Annotated in this window: 12 protein-coding genes; 6 read left to right on the top strand and 6 right to left on the bottom strand. The window is 63.9% G+C overall.

All coding sequences use genetic code 11. From position 1 onward, the window contains the following. Window positions 1–62: 62 nt before the first annotated feature. The 5 genes from KIT10_12265 (at window position 63) to KIT10_12285 (ending at window position 7,249) form a co-directional block, all read left to right on the top strand. Window positions 63–1,352, top strand: coding sequence for a DUF2029 domain-containing protein (locus tag KIT10_12265; GenBank protein ID MCW5900034.1), 1,290 nt, complete (start codon window positions 63–65; stop codon window positions 1,350–1,352). Between the two features lie 55 nt (window positions 1,353–1,407). Beyond that, a complete protein-coding gene (gene ileS / locus KIT10_12270) occupies window positions 1,408–4,773 on the top strand; it encodes an isoleucine--tRNA ligase (protein ID MCW5900035.1) in 3,366 nt (1,121 codons plus the stop codon). A 580-nt stretch (window positions 4,774–5,353) separates the two neighbouring features. Then, window positions 5,354–5,776 (top strand): TraR/DksA family transcriptional regulator, encoded by a 423-nt coding sequence (locus KIT10_12275; protein MCW5900036.1) that lies wholly within the window; start codon window positions 5,354–5,356, stop codon window positions 5,774–5,776. Between the two features lie 29 nt (window positions 5,777–5,805). Continuing rightward, the gene (locus KIT10_12280) at window positions 5,806–6,477 is read left to right on the top strand and encodes a lipoprotein signal peptidase (protein ID MCW5900037.1); all 672 of its coding nucleotides are present in this window, start codon (window positions 5,806–5,808) and stop codon (window positions 6,475–6,477) included. Between the two features lie 538 nt (window positions 6,478–7,015). Next, entirely contained in the window at window positions 7,016–7,249 is a 234-nt protein-coding gene (locus KIT10_12285; GenBank protein ID MCW5900038.1) for a hypothetical protein, read from the top strand. 190 nt (window positions 7,250–7,439) lie between these two features. Here KIT10_12285 and KIT10_12290 read toward each other — a convergent pair whose 3' ends face one another. Then, a complete protein-coding gene (locus KIT10_12290; protein MCW5900039.1) occupies window positions 7,440–8,336 on the bottom strand; it encodes a hypothetical protein in 897 nt (298 codons plus the stop codon). Then, on the bottom strand, window positions 8,333–9,346 hold the full coding sequence (locus KIT10_12295; protein MCW5900040.1) for an aspartate-semialdehyde dehydrogenase: 1,014 nt from the start codon (window positions 9,344–9,346) through the stop codon (window positions 8,333–8,335). Before KIT10_12295 ends, KIT10_12290 begins: the two co-directional genes overlap by 4 nt. A gap of 60 nt (window positions 9,347–9,406) precedes the next feature. On the opposite strand from KIT10_12295, the gene KIT10_12300 reads away from it, so the two are divergent. After that, a complete protein-coding gene (locus tag KIT10_12300; protein MCW5900041.1) occupies window positions 9,407–12,829 on the top strand; it encodes a lamin tail domain-containing protein in 3,423 nt (1,140 codons plus the stop codon). Window positions 12,830–12,839: 10 nt separating this feature from the next. Here KIT10_12300 and KIT10_12305 read toward each other — a convergent pair whose 3' ends face one another. From KIT10_12305 to dnaG, 4 genes are read right to left on the bottom strand one after another with little or no spacing between them, the layout of a single operon-like run. Then, window positions 12,840–12,986, bottom strand: a complete 147-nt coding sequence (locus tag KIT10_12305) for an SsrA-binding protein (protein ID MCW5900042.1) — start codon at window positions 12,984–12,986, stop codon at window positions 12,840–12,842. 4 nt (window positions 12,987–12,990) lie between these two features. Beyond that, the gene (locus KIT10_12310; protein ID MCW5900043.1) at window positions 12,991–13,812 is read right to left on the bottom strand and encodes an OmpA family protein; all 822 of its coding nucleotides are present in this window, start codon (window positions 13,810–13,812) and stop codon (window positions 12,991–12,993) included. A 32-nt stretch (window positions 13,813–13,844) separates the two neighbouring features. Continuing rightward, window positions 13,845–14,747 (bottom strand): cation transporter, encoded by a 903-nt coding sequence (locus KIT10_12315; protein MCW5900044.1) that lies wholly within the window; start codon window positions 14,745–14,747, stop codon window positions 13,845–13,847. 33 nt (window positions 14,748–14,780) lie between these two features. After that, on the bottom strand, window positions 14,781–16,727 hold the full coding sequence (gene dnaG / locus KIT10_12320) for a DNA primase (GenBank protein ID MCW5900045.1): 1,947 nt from the start codon (window positions 16,725–16,727) through the stop codon (window positions 14,781–14,783). Window positions 16,728–16,778: the final 51 nt, after the last annotated feature.

Genomic DNA, 16,778 nt, shown 5'->3' on the forward strand with positions numbered 1-16,778 from the left:
AATGATAGGCAGCCAGGCAGGCCAAGGACGTGCGCTATCTTGCCCGGCGCAGCATCCGCCACATGCCCACCACGAAGCCTGACGTGACCAGGATCCTGTTCCAAGGCCTTGGTGTCGCGCTGCTCTTCAGCCTTGCCATCGATCTGCACCTCACCTTGAAGTATGGCGGGGTGGACCTGCGCGACAAGGTGGTGGGGGCGCGCAGCATCGTGGAAGGCCGTTCGCTCTACTTCGATCCCTGGCGCCCCGGCGAACCGGAGCGCTTCGCCGATCCCATGGTGCCGCCCGGGGCGGAGATGACACGCTATACGGGCACACCCTTCCAAGCCTTGGTGATGGCGCCTCTGGGTGCGCTGTCCTTCAGGCAGGCGCGCCTCGTCTGGCTCTTCGTGCAGTACGGTCTGCTGCTGCTCGCGATCATCCTCGCGCACCGGGCCTTCGCCATGCCGGGCCGCGATACCGTCATCGCCACCACCGCGATCGCCTTCGTGCTGCTGGCAAGCACCTCCTGGCACCTGCATGTGGAGCGCGGGCAGGTCTATGTCATCTTCACCTTCCTCATCGCGGCGCTGTTCTCCGCGCTGGCCCAGAACCGCATGGGCATGGCGGGTGTGCTTTGCACGCTGCTCGTCCTGTTCAAGCCCACCTACGCCGTGATGCTGCTGCCGCTGGTGTTGCGGCTCACCTGGCGCATGGCGGCCGGTGCGGCGGGGACCATCGCGGGCATGGTCGGCCTGTTCGCCTTGCTGCCCAACGGCCTGCGCGCCTGGGTGGAGTACCGCGACGCCATGACCATCTGGAGCGGCCTGATCGGCCGGGGTGAGCCGCCTTCCATGGCACCCGATGCTTTCGTCTATCCGGAAACGATCGAAGGACTCGCCAACCTGGGCCACCACCACCCGATGGAGTTCGAGAACGGCTCCATCGGCACCATCCTCTATGCCAAAGGCCTGTTGCTGCCGGGTTGGATGCCCTATGCGGTCCTCGTCGCCATCCTGTTGTTCGCCGGGCTGTGGTACGGCCGTTCGCTGTTGCGGGCCGGCCGCGCCGAGTTGCTGTTGCTCGGCTTCTGCTGCTGGACGGTGCTGATGATGCTGCTGCCCGTACCGCGCTTCGACTACCAATTGGTCCACTGGACCGCACCGGTCATCTTCCTGCTGCTCACCTGGCGCGAGCGCTCCTTCAACTGGAACATCGCGCTGCTGCTGGCCGCCGCCCTGGTGCTCGGGGCCTGGTCGCTGTTGCCGGTGAATGTGTTGCTCGCCGAGCTGGTCCTGCTGCTGGCCGCCTTCGTTCAGCTGCACCGGAGGCTGCGCACCGCAACACATCCGATGCCTGCTCCGGCGAGCTGAGCCGGCCCCGCGGTCCGGTTATCTTCGCGCCCTCTCCGCCAAGCGGCGGCCCGCCATGGACAAGCGTTTCCCGCAGTACGATGAACTCGACCTGACCAAGGTCGCCGAGGAGGTCCTGAGGACCTGGGAGGAAGAGAAGACCTTCGAGGAGAGCCTGCGTCTACGGAAGGACGCACCGCCTTTCGTGTTCTACGAAGGCCCGCCCAGCGCCAATGGCCTGCCCGGCATCCACCACGTGATGGCGCGCACCATCAAGGACATCTTCTGCCGCTATCAAACGCAGAAGGGCATGCGCGTGGAACGCAAGGCCGGCTGGGACACCCACGGCCTGCCGGTGGAACTCGGCGTGGAGAAGGAACTCGGCATCACCAAGGAGGACATCGGGAAGACGATCTCCATCGCCGACTACAACGCCAAGTGCCGTGAGGCCGTGATGCGCTACACCGATGTGTGGAACGACCTCACCAAACGGATCGGCTTCTGGCTCGATCTGGAGCATCCATACATCACGTACAAGACCAAGTACATCGAGAGCGTGTGGTGGCTGCTGAAGCAACTGCACGAGAAGGACCTGCTCTACAAGGGCTACACCATCCAGCCATACAGCCCCGCGGCCGGCACGGGCCTCTCCTCGCACGAGCTGAACCAGCCCGGCACCTACAAGCCGGTGAAGGACACCAGCGTGGTGGCCATGTTCAAGGTGGAGCGGGACGAGAAGAGCGAGTTCCTCTTCGAGGACGCTTTCGGCGATGTGTTCATACTGGCCTGGACCACCACGCCGTGGACCCTGCCCAGCAACACCGCGCTCACCGTGGGGCCCAAGCTGGAGTACGTGCGCGTGAAGACCTTCAACCCCTACACGCACGAGCCGCAAACGATGCTGCTGGCGAAGGCGCGGCTCAACGCGTACTTCAGCGAGAAGAACCAGGATGCTTCATTCGACGACTACAAGAAGGACGGCAAGAACATCCCCTGGACCATCATCGGCGAATGCACGGGCAGGGAACTGGAAGGCATCCGCTACGAGCAGTTGTTGAAGTACGCCCAACCCGCCGATGGCGATGCCTTCAAGGTGATCACCGGTGACTTCGTCACCACCGAGGACGGCACCGGCGTGGTGCATACCGCACCCAGTTTCGGCGCGGACGACCAGCGCGTGGCGAAGCAGCACGGCATCGGTTCGCTCACCCTGGTGGACCTGCAGGGACGTTTCACGAAGGAGATGGGCGAGTTCGCGGGCCGGTACGTGAAGAACGAGTACTACCCCGAGGGTCAGGCGCCCGATAGGAGCATGGATGTGGAGCTCAGCATCAACCTGAAGGAGATGGCCCGCGCCTTCAAGGTGGAGAAGTACGAGCACAACTACCCGCACTGCTGGCGTACGGACAAGCCCATCCTTTACTACCCGCTGGACAGCTGGTTCGTGCGCGTGACGGCGAGGAAGGACCAGCTGATCGCATTGAACAACGAGATCAACTGGAAACCCCAGAGCACCGGCACCGGCCGCTTCGGCAACTGGCTGGAGAACCTGCAGGACTGGAACCTCTCGCGCAGCCGCTACTGGGGCATCCCGCTGCCCCTCTGGCGCACCGAGGGTGGCGGCGAAACGATCTGCATCGGTTCGCTGAAGCACCTGAAGGAGGAGATCACCAAGGCCATCGCGGCGGGCGTGATGAAGGCCGACCCCTACGCCGCCTTCGACCCGGCGGACATGAGCGATGCCAACTATGACCGCATCGACCTGCACCGCCCCTTCGTGGATGACATCGTTCTGGTATCAGCCTCTGGCAAACCCATGAAGCGTGAGTCCGACCTCATCGACGTGTGGTTCGACAGCGGCGCCATGCCATACGCGCAGTGGCACTATCCCTTCGAGAACGAGGCTGCTTTCAAAGCCGCTTTCCCGGCGGCCTTCATCGCAGAGGGCGTGGACCAGACCCGCGGCTGGTTCTACACGCTGCACGCCATCGCCACACTCACGCAAGACAGTGTCGCCTATAAGACCGTGGTGAGCAACGGCCTGGTGCTGGACAAGCACGGCCAGAAGATGAGCAAGCGGCTGGGCAACGCGGTGGACCCCTTCGTGATGCTGGACAAGTACGGCGCCGATGCCGTGCGCTGGTACATGATCGCCAATGCGCCGCCCTGGGACAACCTGAAGTTCGACGAGGAAGGGATCAAGGAAGTGCAGCGCAAATTCTTCCGCGCGCTCTTCAGCACCTACAACTTCTTCGCGCTCTACGCCAACATCGATGGCTTTGATCCGGTCGCGCCGCAGGTGCCCATGGAGCAGCGCAGCGAGATGGACCGCTGGATCCTGTCGCGCCTCAACACGCTCATGTTCCTGGCCGACTCCGACATGCGTGTCTATGAACCCACCTCCGTGGCGCGCGCCATCCAGGATTTCGTGGTGGACGACCTCAGCAACTGGTACGTGCGCTTGAACCGGCGTCGTTTCTGGAAGGGAGAGCAGGGTGCCGACAAGCTCGCCGCCTTCCAAACGCTGTATCGTTGTCTGGAGGTGGTGGCCATGCTCAGTGCGCCCATGGCGCCCTTCTTCAGCGATCGCTTGTACCGTGCCCTGACAGGCAGGAGCGTGCACCTCAGCGATTGGCCTCAAGCGGACAAGTCGATCATCGACCACGAGCTGGAACACCGCACATCGCTCGCACAATGGCTGACCTCGCTGGCTTTGAGCATCCGCAAGAAGGAGGGGCACCGTGTGCGCCAGCCATTGGCGAAAATGCTGGTGCCGGTCACCAGCGCCCCGATGCGTGCGCGGTTGGAGGCCATTCGTGACCTATTGCTCAGCGAAGTGAACGTGAAGGAGCTGGTGATCCTCGACGCCAGCGCGAGCAAGCTCACCAAGAGGATCAAGCCGGATTTCAAGAAGCTCGGCGCTCGAATGGGTAAACTCATGAAGAGCGTCGCTGCTGAGGTGAACGCTTTCACCCAAGCGCGGATCGCGGAGCTGGAAGCGAAAGGCTCCGTGAAGCTGACGGTGGAAGGACAGGAGGTGGAGGTGCTGCGCGACGATGTGGAGATCACCGCCGAGAATGTGCCCGGCCTGAGCGTGGCCAGTGATGGACCACTCACGGTGGCGCTGGACATCACCCTCACCGACGAACTGGTGCGCGAAGGCATCGCCCGCGAGCTGGTGAGCCGCATCCAGGCCCTGCGCAAGGAGAGCGGTTTCGAAGTGACCGACCGCGTGGATCTGCGCATCCAGGCCAATGGCGACCAGCGTGTGACCGGGGCCGTCCGCGAGCACGCGTCCTGGATCCTTGCCGAAACACTTGCCGTAACCCCTGAGGACCAGGTGCTTGTGGAAGATCTGGCCAGAGGCGGTGAAGGGGTCCACGAGGTGGAGATCGACGAAGGCCTGCGTTGCGTGCTGCGCCTGGTGCGGACCGGCCGCTGAGCCCGCGATCCGGCTATATTTGCGGATCTTTCACGAAACCGGGACCGCCATGGCCAAGAAACCCGCACCCAAGAAGGCATCCAAGCCGGTCAAGAAGACCGCCAAGCCGGCCCCGAAAAAGGCCGCGGCCAAGAAACCGGCCAAGGCGAAACCCGCGGCGAAGAAGCCCGCTCCGAAGAAACCGGCCGCCAAGAAGCCGGCGCCCAATAAGCCCGTGGTGAAGAAGCCCGCTCCGAAGAAAGCCGCTGCCAAACCGGTGAAGAAGGTCGTGGCGAAGAAGGCCGCGCCGAAAAAGCCCGTAGTGAAAAAAGCGGCACCCAAGAAGCCCGTGGCGAAGAAGGCGGTCGTGGTGGCCAAGCCGAAGAAAGCCGCTCCCGCCAAGCCGGCCCCGAAGCCCGCACCCGTGAAACAGGCGGCACCGCCGAAGCCGGCACCCGCTCCGAAGAAAGTACCAGCACCGGCCCCGAAGGCCGTTACCCCCAAACCCGCAGTGACGAAGGAATCGAAGAAGGCGGCGGCCAAAGAACCCAAGGCCCCGAGCAAACCACTGGTCACCCAGCGCGTGGCGCCCACGCGCCCCATGGCCGCACCCGTGGTGAAGAAGCAGGTCTCCACCCTGGAGAAATCCGATCGCATCCGCTACAGCGACGAGGAGCTTAACGAGTTCAAGGAACTCATCCTGAAGAAGCTCGAAGAAGCACGCCGCGACTATGATCTGTTGAAGCAGACCCTGGCCAACACGGACAACAACGGCACCGACGACACCAGCCCATCCTTCAAGATGATCGAGGACGGCAGTGAGACGCTGAGCCGTGAGGAGACCGCGCAATTGGCCGCGCGCCAGGAGAAGTTCATCAAGCACCTGGAGGACGCGCTGCTGCGCATCCGCAACAAGACTTACGGCATCTGCCGCGTCACCGGCCGATTGATCAGCAAGGAGCGCCTGCGCCTTGTGCCCCATGCCACGCTGAGCATCGAGGCCAAGCAGCAGATGAGCAACTGACCGGCGCCGGGACCACGCATCCACAGGCCTTGAAGCGCGCCCTCCTCGTCATCCTGCTCGTCCTCGTGGCCGACCAGGCCCTGAAGGTGTGGGTGAAGCTGAACTTCTACTACGATGGCGCGGTGCCGCTCTTCGGCGATTGGGCCTACCTGCACTTCATCGAGAACCGGGGCATGGCCTTCGGCATGGAGTTCGGCGGCCGCTGGGGCAAGTTGCTGCTCACGCTCTTCCGCATCGCGGCGGTGGTCGCCATCGCCGTGGCGCTGCGCCGCATGGTGCGCGCGGGTGCGGGCACGGCCCTGGTCATCAGCGTGGCCATGATCCTCGCCGGCGCGCTGGGCAACATCATCGACAGTACGTTCTATGGGCTGATCTTCAGCCAGAGCACGCCCTTCCAGAAGGCGGTGCTCTTCCCGCCCGAGGGTGGCTATGCGCCGCTCTTCCACGGCGCCGTGGTGGACATGTTCTACTTCCCCATCTGGGAAGGGCGGCTGCCGCAATGGCTGCCGATCTGGGGAAGTGAGCATTTCATCTTCTTCCGGCCGGTGTTCAACATCGCCGATGCCGCCATCACCGTGGGCATCGGTTTGTTCATCGTGATGCAGCGGAAGGAGCGGAAGGAAGCGCTCGACCAGGCCACTGGAAGAGAAGTGGATGGGCCGGCCCCGAAACCACCAACCACACCTCACGGTTCCGAATAGAGCCGGACGCGAAGCCCCAGCATCTGCTGGGATCCGAAACTGATACTGGAGCCGAGGTCGCCGCCGAAGCGTGTGATCGTCCGGATGCCCGTGGACGCATCAACCTCTGTCCACCACGCAATAACAAGCGATCCCGCCGGTGCAGCACGCGTAATAGCCCGAACTGCAATTGACGCTGCAAGAGTTCCCACCGCTTTGGCTGCTGCACGCGGAAGAACCAGGTCCTCCACTGCCACATGCTTTGGGCATGCCCTCTTGTTCATTGACCGCAGTTGCGGACAGCAGTGCCCAAGCGGTCTCGTGATCGGTGGAAGCACTCTCCAAGTTCCAGCCGCCATCCAAAGACAAAATGGAAATGCCTATGACGCCAAATGTGGACGTTGTGCTGTCATCCTGCCCATCCACTGTGAACACTGTTACTTGACCACGTTCGCTAATGCACCTGACCTTGCGGCCTTCATCCACGACCTCCACGTGCCGGAACACACCCGGTATCCCATGTGATGGAAATATTCCCTCACTGCCCTTGTCCAATACGATGGCGCGCAAAGCCAAGGCATTGTTGCCGGGGGTTGTTTCAAATAACACGACCTGGCCAGCATGTCCCAATGGATGCGATCTCCATGGTGTGGCCATAGTCACTTCGTCCGGTGTGCGCGAAGAGGTCGCGTTTGGATCCTTGGAACATGAAGTCACAAGGGCCATGGTAGCTGACACCGACATCGCTATTTGCATCGATCTGAAAGCATTCGGCATGGCTCTGATTCTTTGATGTTGGATCAACCATATGGATGTTCCTAGCTCAAGGCCAAACCGACTTGTATCGACAATTGCATTGGAATGGCGATGATCAAATTCGGGGGGGGGGTGATTATCAGCGTGTTGCACCATAGCCAACTTGCATGGCCAATTCTTTCGATCCGACCTGGGCAGGTCAGATCCATAGCTGCACCAACCACGCCTCAAGGTTCCGAATAGAGCCGGACGCGCAGCCCCAGCATCTGCTGGGATCCGAAACTGATACTGGAGCCGAGGTCGCCGCCGAAGCGTGTGATCGTCTGGGGCCGAAGCTCGAAGCACAGGTCCATGCGCCGCAGGAAGTCGCCCTGCCGCGCCAGGCGGAAGGCGAACCCCAGCACGGTCTGCACCGTCACCCAGCCGCCGCCCTGGTTGCGGTAGCGTTGCTCGCGCTCTTCATGCGTGTGGCGCGATGCGGAGCCGTAAGGGTAGCTCACATCGGTGGTCACCGTATGGCGCACGGTGGTCCGGGCATTGAGCACCGCACCCGCGCCCACACCACCGCCGCCGAAGAGCGACCAGCGCGATGGGCCGGAGGTGCGGAAGACGATCGCCGCCTCCACCCCCAAGCGTTCCGCCTGGTGACGATACTGGTACTCCTCGGAGCGTGTGCTGTCCACCACGAAGTATTGGCCACCCGTGGAATAGAGCGTATCCACCGGCACGCGATCCGTGCGTGACCAACCCAACGTGCCGGCGGTGCCACTGGCATGGTGGATCCCTGCGCGCAACTCGGGACCGGGCTTCTCGCCGTTGTGGAAGGGGTGCAGGCCCAGCGCGATCAGAAAGGCCGGGGCGGCATCGAAGAACCACTCGCCGCGCCGCATGCCGTAGCCGCTCAGTTCCTCCGGCACCAGCGTGCTGCCAGGGGTCAACTGTCGGAAGTCCTCGGGGAAGAGATCGTACCGCTCCAAGGTGGAGCCACCGGAAAGCAGTTGCACCGATCCGAGCATGCCGGGCGGCCAGGGACCATGGGCGGAATAGTCTTGTGCCTGTATGGCTCCTGCGGCCATGGTGGCGGCCAGGACCCATGCGCAACGCCGGTGGCGAAAGCGGCTCATGCCTGGGCTGCGGCCGGGGATCCCTTCAGAAAGCCGTGCGTATGCAAGTGCTCCGCGATGCGCACCGCGTTGGTGGCGGCACCCACGCGCAGGTTGTCGGCCACCACCCACAGATTCAGCGTATTCGGCTGGCTCTCATCCATGCGCAGCCGGCCCACGAACACCTCATCGCGGCCATCGGCCAGCAGGGGCATGGGGTATTCGTCCTTCGCGGGATCGTCGAGGAGCTCCAGACCGGGGGCTTCGCGCAGCAGGCACCGCACTTCATCCAAGGTGAAGGGTCTTTCGAATTCCACGTTCACCGCCTCGCTGTGGCCGCCGGTCACGGGCACGCGCACCGCCGTGCAGGTCACGCGGATCGCGGGGTCCAGGATCTTGTGCGTCTCGTGCACCACCTTCATCTCCTCCTTGGTGTAGCCGTTGTCGAGGAACGCGTCGCAACGCGGGATCACGTTGCGGTCGATGCGGTGCGGGTAGGCCTTCTCGCCTTCGATGCCGGCGCGTTCGTCCTCCATCTGCCGCACCGCCTTCGCGCCGGTGCCGGTGACGCTCTGGTAGGTGCTCACCACCACGCGCTTCGCGGTGAAGGCCCGGTGCAGTGGCGCCAGCGCGAGCACGAGTTGGATGGTGCTGCAGTTCGGGTTGGCGATGATCCTGTCCTCTGCGGCGAGCAGGTGGCCGTTGATCTCCGGCACGATCAGCTTCTTGTCCGGTAACATGCGCCAGGCGCTGCTGTTGTCGATCACCGTGCAGCCCGCTTCCGCGAAACGCGGCGCCCATTCCAGGGAGGTGGCGCCACCGGCGGAGAAGAGCGCCAGGTCTGGCTTGCGTGCCACGGCTTCCTCCATGCCGATCACGGGCACTTCGCGGCCGCCGAAGCGCACCTTGCCGCCCACGCTGCGTTCGCTGGCCACGGCCAGCAGTTCATCCACGGGGAAGCGGCGCTCCTGGAGCACCTTCAGCATGACCCCACCGACCAGGCCGGTGGCACCTACGACCGCTACTTTCATGATGTTCGGGAAACGTGCGCCGGGGGCCGAAAGTACTACCTTTCACACCCCTCCAAAGGCATGCTCCGCACCACGCTCATCGCACTTTTCGCCGCCTGCATCGCACTGCCGGTCCGCGCCCAGTTCACCGACGGTTTCGACGACGGTGACTTCACGAACGATCCCACCTGGAGCGGTGACGCGGGCCTGTTCACCATCGTGCAGGAGGCCGGCAGCAACATGCTGCGCAGCAACAGCCCCGGCGCGGCCACCTACCACTTGAGCACACCCAGCCTACAGGCCGCCAATGCGCAGTGGGAGTTCTTCCTCAACCTGAAGTTCGCCACCAGTGGCACCAACTACGTGGACGTCTATCTGATGAGTCCGCAGGCCGATCTGATCCCACGGCCCGAAGGCTACTTCGTGCGCATCGGCGATACGCCGGACCACATCGTGCTGTACCGGCGTGTGGGCACCACCAACACCGCGCTGGCGGAAAGTCCGAACGGCACGGTGGGCAGCAGCAGCAACAACCCCTTCCGCATCAGGGTGACGCGTGACGCGGATGACCTGTGGACCCTGGCCTACCAGCCGGGTGGCACGGGCAACTTCACCCTGGCGGGCACGGCCACCGACGCCACCTTCAACAGCTGCACGCACTTCGGCGTCCTCATCGTACAGAGCGCCGCCGCCGGGCCGATCAACAACCACTTCTTCGATGACTTCATCGTCGGCAACATCCCCGTGGATGGGACGCCGCCCACGATCGTCGGCGTGGATGTGGTGGACGCGACGCAGGTGGACGTGCGCTTCGATGAACCTGTGACGCTCCCATCCGCCAACATCGCGGCCAACTATGCCCTGGCACCCGCGATCGCGATCAACTCGGCACAACAGGATGGCGTCGATCCCACCAAGGTGCGGCTGGTGTTGGCGCAGGCCATGCAGAACGGCACCACCTATACCCTCACGGTGAATGGTGTGGAAGATGCCGCTGGCAATGCCACGGTGGGCGCCACGGGTCAGTTCCTCTATTTCGTCCCCGATGTGCCCGCCTACCGGGAGGTGGTGATCAACGAATTGATGCCGGACCCCAACCCACCGGTGGGACTGCCGGACGCGGAGTACATCGAACTATTCAACGCCACCACGGACAAGTACTTCGACCTGGCGGGCTGGCGCATCACCACCCTCAGCACGAGCGCCACACTGCCCGCGCATCCGCTCGGCCCCGGCGATCACGTGGTGTTCGTGAACAACGCCCAGCTGCCCAACTTCTCCGCCTTTCCGAACGTGCGGGGATACAGCTTGAGCAACACGGCGCTGCTCAACGCAGGTACCACTGTGACACTCGAGGCGCCCGGCAACGTGGCGATCGATGTGGTGGCCTACACCTCGGATTGGTATCAGGATCCGGACAAAGTGAATGGGGGCTGGAGCCTGGAACAGGTGGATCCCTATGCGCCGTGCTCGGGCGCCCAGAACTGGCGGGCTTCGGTGGCGTCGCTCGGCGGTACACCGGGATCGCCCAATTCGGTGTTGCAGACCACACCCGATGACACGCCACCGGCCCTTGTGCAGGCGCAGGTGCTGTCCGCCAACGCGCTTCAACTCGTCTTCAGCGAAGGACTGGACGGTGCGAGCATCCCGGGCGCCACCTACACCATCACGCCCTTCGTGCCGGTGACGTCGGTCCTCCCACAGCCGCCGATCAACCAGCTGGTGCAGGTGCTGCTCGGCGCTCCCCTGGAGGAGGGGGTGATGCACACGATCACGGTGACCGGCGTGGCGGACTGCTCGGGCAATACGATCGCCACGGCCAACAGTGCGCAATTCCTCTTCTTCACGCCCGCCGCGCCCGCCTTCCGCGATGTGGTGATCAATGAGCTGATGGTGGATCCCACGCCCACGGTAGGTCTGCCCGATGCGGAGTACATCGAGCTCTTCAACACCACCACGGACAAGTTCTTCGATCTGGCGGGTTGGCGCATCACCACGCTCACCACAAGCGCCACACTGCCGTCGTACGCCCTGCTGCCCGGGGAACATGTGGTCTTCGTGAACAATGCGCAAGTGCCGAACTTCTCCGCCATACCCAACGTGGCGGGATACGGTTTGAGCACCACGGCCCTGCTGAACGACGGCACCACCCTGACACTTGAAGGACCTGGCGGCGCGCCTGTGGATGTGGTGGCATACACCTCCGCCTGGTACCGCGACCCCGCCAAGAGCGATGGGGGCTGGAGTCTGGAGCAGATCGACCCCTATCTGCCCTGTTCCGGCGCGTTCAACTGGCGCGCCTCCACAGGGATCGCGGGCGGCACGCCGGGTGAGGCCAACGCGGTGCTGCAAGTGGCGCCCGATACGGCACCGCCGGTCCTGGAGAAGATCTTGCCCCTGTCGGAAACGCTCTTGGAGCTGGTCTTCAATGAAGGGCTGGGCGGAGAGAGCGTGCTCGACGCCACGTATACCATCACGCCTTTCCTTCCCGTGAATGGCATCATATCCCTGCCACCGATCAACCAACGTGTGCAGTTGATCCTCGGTGCGGCCATGGAGATCGGCACGATCTACACGCTGGTGGTGGAAGGTGTGGACGATTGCTCCGGCAATGCGATCACTGGGGCCAACAGCGCGCAGTTCGCGCTGCCCGAAGCGCCGGAGGCGGGCGATGTGGTGGTGAACGAGGTACTGCCCAACCCGATCACCACCGGCGGTGAGTATGTGGAAGTATACAACCGCAGCACCAAGGTGTTGAGCCTGCAGGGCTGGAAGATGGCCAACGAGAGCGGTGGGGCGGTGGCCAACCCGCGCGTCATCAGCAACGAGCCGCTGCTGCTCTTCCCGGGTGAGTACATGCTCTTCACGCGCAACCCCTTCGTCACCGCGCAGCAATTCCCTTTGGGCCGCAGCGGGCGTTTCGTCACCGTGAACCTGCCGAGCTACACGAACACCAGCGGCGTGGTGGTGGTGCTGAGCGACCAGGACGATGTGATCGACCTGTTCCGCTACGATGACAAGCTGCACTTCCCCCTGCTGCGCAACGTGAAGGGCGTGTCCCTGGAACGTCAGGACCCCGACCGCCCCACCGACGACCGCACCAACTGGCACAGTGCCTCGGAGTATGTGGGTTTCGGCACACCGGGCTACGAGAATTCGCAGTATGCGCCCGCCCCCCGGCCCACCGGCGAGATGACGATCGAGCCGGCCATCTTCAGCCCCGACAACGATGGCTACCAGGACGTGCTCACCATCGCGTTCCGCTTCGACCAGCCGGGCTTCGTGGGCACCATGCGCGTGTATGACATCGCCGGGCGCGAAGTGCGCAGGTTGATGGACAGCCAGTTGCTCGGTACGCTCGGCGCCGTGTCATGGGACGGCATCCAGGACAACGGCAGCAAGGCGCGCATGGGCCCATACATCGTCCACTTCGAGGTGTACGACCTGGCCGGCAACGTGGAGACCTTCCGCAAGACCGTCACCCTCGCCCACCGGCTCGACTGAGGCGTATCCTTCAGTCCAAGGCGTTGCGCGTGACCCAATAGCGCCAGGCAAGCAGCAGCTTGTGGTGGCCGCCAAGCCGCATCATGCGTTCAGGGCGGACCTTCGGAAGCAGCAGCTTGTTCAGCCTTGCCAAGGTCAGGAAGAAGGCCCTGCGCATGCCCTCATGGTTCGCCCACCAGCTGGAAGAGTTCCTTCAGGTCGGGCGTGAGGATGATCTCCGTACGGCGGTTGCGCGCCCGGCCATCGGCCTCGCGGTTGCTGGCCACGGGGATCCACTCGCCGCGGCCCGCCGAGGTTACCCGCTTGGGGTCGAGCTTGTGGTCCGTGGTGAGGATGCGCACGATGCTCGTGGCCCGTGCGGTGCTCAGTTCCCAGTTGTCCTTGAACCGCCCGCTGGCGATGGGGATCGTGTCGGTATGGCCCTCCACCATCACGCCGATGTCCGCGTTGGCGTTGAGCACCTGGGCCAGCTGTCCGATGGCCTCCTTGCCCTTGGGGTCCACGTCCGCGCTGCCGCTCTTGAACAGCAGCTTCTCGCTGAGCGACACGTACACCTTGCCGTCCTTCATCGTTACGGTGAGTTCGTCGCTCTTGAAGTTCACCAGCGCGTCGGCCACCTTGCGGCGCAGGCTGTTCAGCGCGTTGGTCTGCGCGTCCAGCTTGCGGTTGAGTTCGTCCATGCGGCGCACTTTGTCCAGCAGTTCGGCGTCCTTCTTCGACAGCATGGCCTCGCTGTTGGTCAGTGATTTCTGCAACAGCTCCAATTCGCCCTCCAGCACCTTGGACTTGCCTTGTATGGCGGCCAGATCGCTCTGCGTGGACTTCAAGCCACCTTCCAATTGGGCGATACGCGCCACCTGGCGGGTGCTGTCGGCCTGCAGCCGCGACACATGGTCCGTGGCGGAGACGTACTTCTTCTTGGCCACGCAGGAGGGCAATACGAGAACGAGAACCAGGGCGGGATAGAGGATACGTGTGATCATGAGGACAGGGTGTTGGTCGAGGGAAAATTAGTTCATCGGTGCAGATGGTCCACATGCTCGCCTGGCCATTGCAGTTCGATGGTGGCATGATGCACGCCGAGTTCATGGAGGGCATGGCGGGCGAGTTCCTTGATGGCATGGGATTCCTCCAAGGAGCCGGTCGCCACCTCCAGGTGCACGCTGGCCACCACGTATTCGCCATCGAGGCTCCAGGTATGCGCATCGGTCAGGGCGCGCACACCGGGAATGGCCAGGAGCGCGGCCTCCACGCTGGCGGCCGCCACGCCATGGGGCTGCGCCTGCATGAGAATGGCGGTGCCTTTGCGCAGCGTGCCCATGGCGTTCACCAGGATGTAGGCGCTGATGCCCATGGCCAGGAGTGGATCCACCACGGCCCAGCCCGTGAAGTGGATGACGATGGCGCCGACGAGGACGGCCGCCCAGCCGAGCACATCCTCCAGCAGGTGCAGGTAGGCGCCGCGTTCGTTCAGCGTGCGTCCACCGTGCAGGCGCCATGCGGCCAGGCCGTTCATCAGCAGGCCGAAGACCGCGATCGCCATCATGCCGGTGGAGTGCGGTTCCACGGGCGCGAAGAGGCGCGGGATGGAGACGGTGAACATGAACACCGCGCCCACGATGAGGATCACCGAGGCGAGCCAGCCGCCAAGCATGCTGTAGCGCGCATAGCCATAGCTGTAGCGGATATCCCGGCCGCGCGTGGCCACGCCCTGCAGGTACCACGCCGCGCCCAGCACCAGGCAGTCGCCCAGGTCATGCACCGCATCGGTGAGTACGGCGATGCTGTTGGTGAGCCACCCGCCGATGGCTTCCACCACGGTGAAGGCGAGGTTCAGGAAGAACGCGGTGCGCAACGCGACGACCGAAGGCGGCGGAGGGGGAGTGGTGCCGTGCGCGTGCTGGTGGTGGCCGCCCATGCCGCCAAGTTAGACGGGAGGCGCATGAAGCGATCAGCCCACCACTACGCGGCCGGTCTTGCGTGCCAGCTTGGTCTTCACCTGGATCAGCCGGTTCTTTTCCGCCAGCACCAGGAGTTGCTCCTCATAGGGGACATCGCCGAGCTTGTCGTCCAGGTCGCGCAGCAGCCGGTCCACACGACGTTCCTTGAGGATGTCCACGGCCTCCTCCAACGCGTCGTAGAGCTCATGGCTCTCGTGCCGCACATGGATCTTGTGCCGTGCCTGCCAGTTGGGACTGAGCAGGTGCCGCTCCGTGAGGAGGTCGATGGCCGTGCGGCGCCATTGTTCCTCGTCATGCCCCACGTAGCGCGTATTGTCCACGTTCTGGCCCAGGTTCAGCGAGTGCCGGTAGTCGAGATAGATGGCGAGGAGGAGCGGATCGTCGAAGAGGATGTCGTCCAAGGCCAGCAATTCGAACATCACTTCGGCGAGTGAGCTCTCATCCACGGTCGTGGCGCCGTTCTCATCCTGCACGGGCACCATGATGCGTTGGTGGCCGTAGTTCAGCAGGATGCGCAACAGGTCCCGTTCCTGCGGCGTGGTGCCAACATCCTCCAGGGTCTCCTGCGATGGCGCGGACAGTGTGGCGATCGGTTCATCGGCCATCGCGGCATCCTCATGCCTGCGCTTGTGCCTGCGCCGAAGCGCCTTGTTCATCTCGCTGATGAGGGCCTGTTCGGAGACCTCCAGCATGCGCGCGCATTCCCTCAAATAGAGCGCGCGCAGGATCTGGTCGGGCACCAGCGCGATGCTGTCCACGATCTCGTGGATGGCCTGTGACCTCTTCACGGGGTCCTGCCCCACATCGGCCATGAGCAGCGCCGCCTTGAAGACCAGGAAATCCTTCGCCTGTTCCTCGAGGTACGTGCGCACTTCGCTGCTGCCGCGCGCCTTGGCGAAGCTGTCAGGGTCCTCGCCCTCGGGGAAGGTCACCACCTTCACGTTGAGGCCCTCCTGCAGCACCAGGTCGATGCCGCGCAAGCTGGCCTTCATCCCGGCGGCGTCACCGTCGTAGAGGATGCATACCGTGGGGGCGTAGCGCTTGATCAGGCGAACCTGGTCCTCGGTGAGGCTGGTGCCGCTGCTGGCCACGGTGTTGACGATGCCGGCCTGGTGCAGCGCGATCACGTCGGTGTAGCCCTCCACCAGGTAGCAGAGTTCCTGCTCGGCAATGGCCTTCTTGGCGTGGTGGATGCCGTAGAGCGACCGGCTCTTCACATAGAGGGCGCTCTCGGGGCTGTTGAAATACTTCGCCAGTTTCTTGTCGTTGCGCAGGGTGCGCGCACCGAAGGCGATGGGCTGGCCACTGAGCCCGAGGATGGGGAATATGACGCGCCCTGCGAAGAAGTCCCAGGCGGTGCCGTCCTCGCGCCGCTTGATCCAGCCGGCCTTCTCCAGCAATTCCGGATCGAAGCCATGTGCCAATGCCGCGGTGGCGAAGGCGTTGCCCTGTTCGGGCACATAGCCCAGCTGGAAGGACCGGATGGTGGCTTCGCTGAACCCGCGCTCCACGAAGTAGGAGAGGCCGATGCGACGCCCTTCGTCGGTGTTCCACAGGTGCTCCACGCTCCACTCCAACGCCCAGCGCTGGATCACGGCCAGCGCCTCACGCTCGTTCTGCTCTTCCTGCTGCTCGGGTGTCGCCTCCTCTTCCGGCAGATCGATGTTGTAGCGCTTCGCCAGCCAGCGGATCGCCTCCACGTAGCTCAGGTGCTCGTGCTTGCGCAGAAAGCCGATCGCATCGCCGGACTCGCCGCAGCCGAAGCATTTGTAGATGCCGAGGTTGGGCGTGACGTTGAAGGAGGGCGTCTTCTCGTTGTGGAACGGGCAGAGGCCCAGCCAGCGCGCGCCCTTGCGCTTGAGGGCCACGAATTCGCCCACGACCTCCTCCACGCGCATGGCGTCCTTCACCTGTTGGATGGCGTGGGGCTGGATCATGGAAAGGCGGTGCGGCGGGGCGGTGAATTTACGCCCGGCGATGGGTGCCGG

This window comes from Flavobacteriales bacterium (assembly GCA_026129465.1).
Lineage (GTDB): Bacteria > Bacteroidota > Bacteroidia > Flavobacteriales_F > PHOS-HE28 > PHOS-HE28.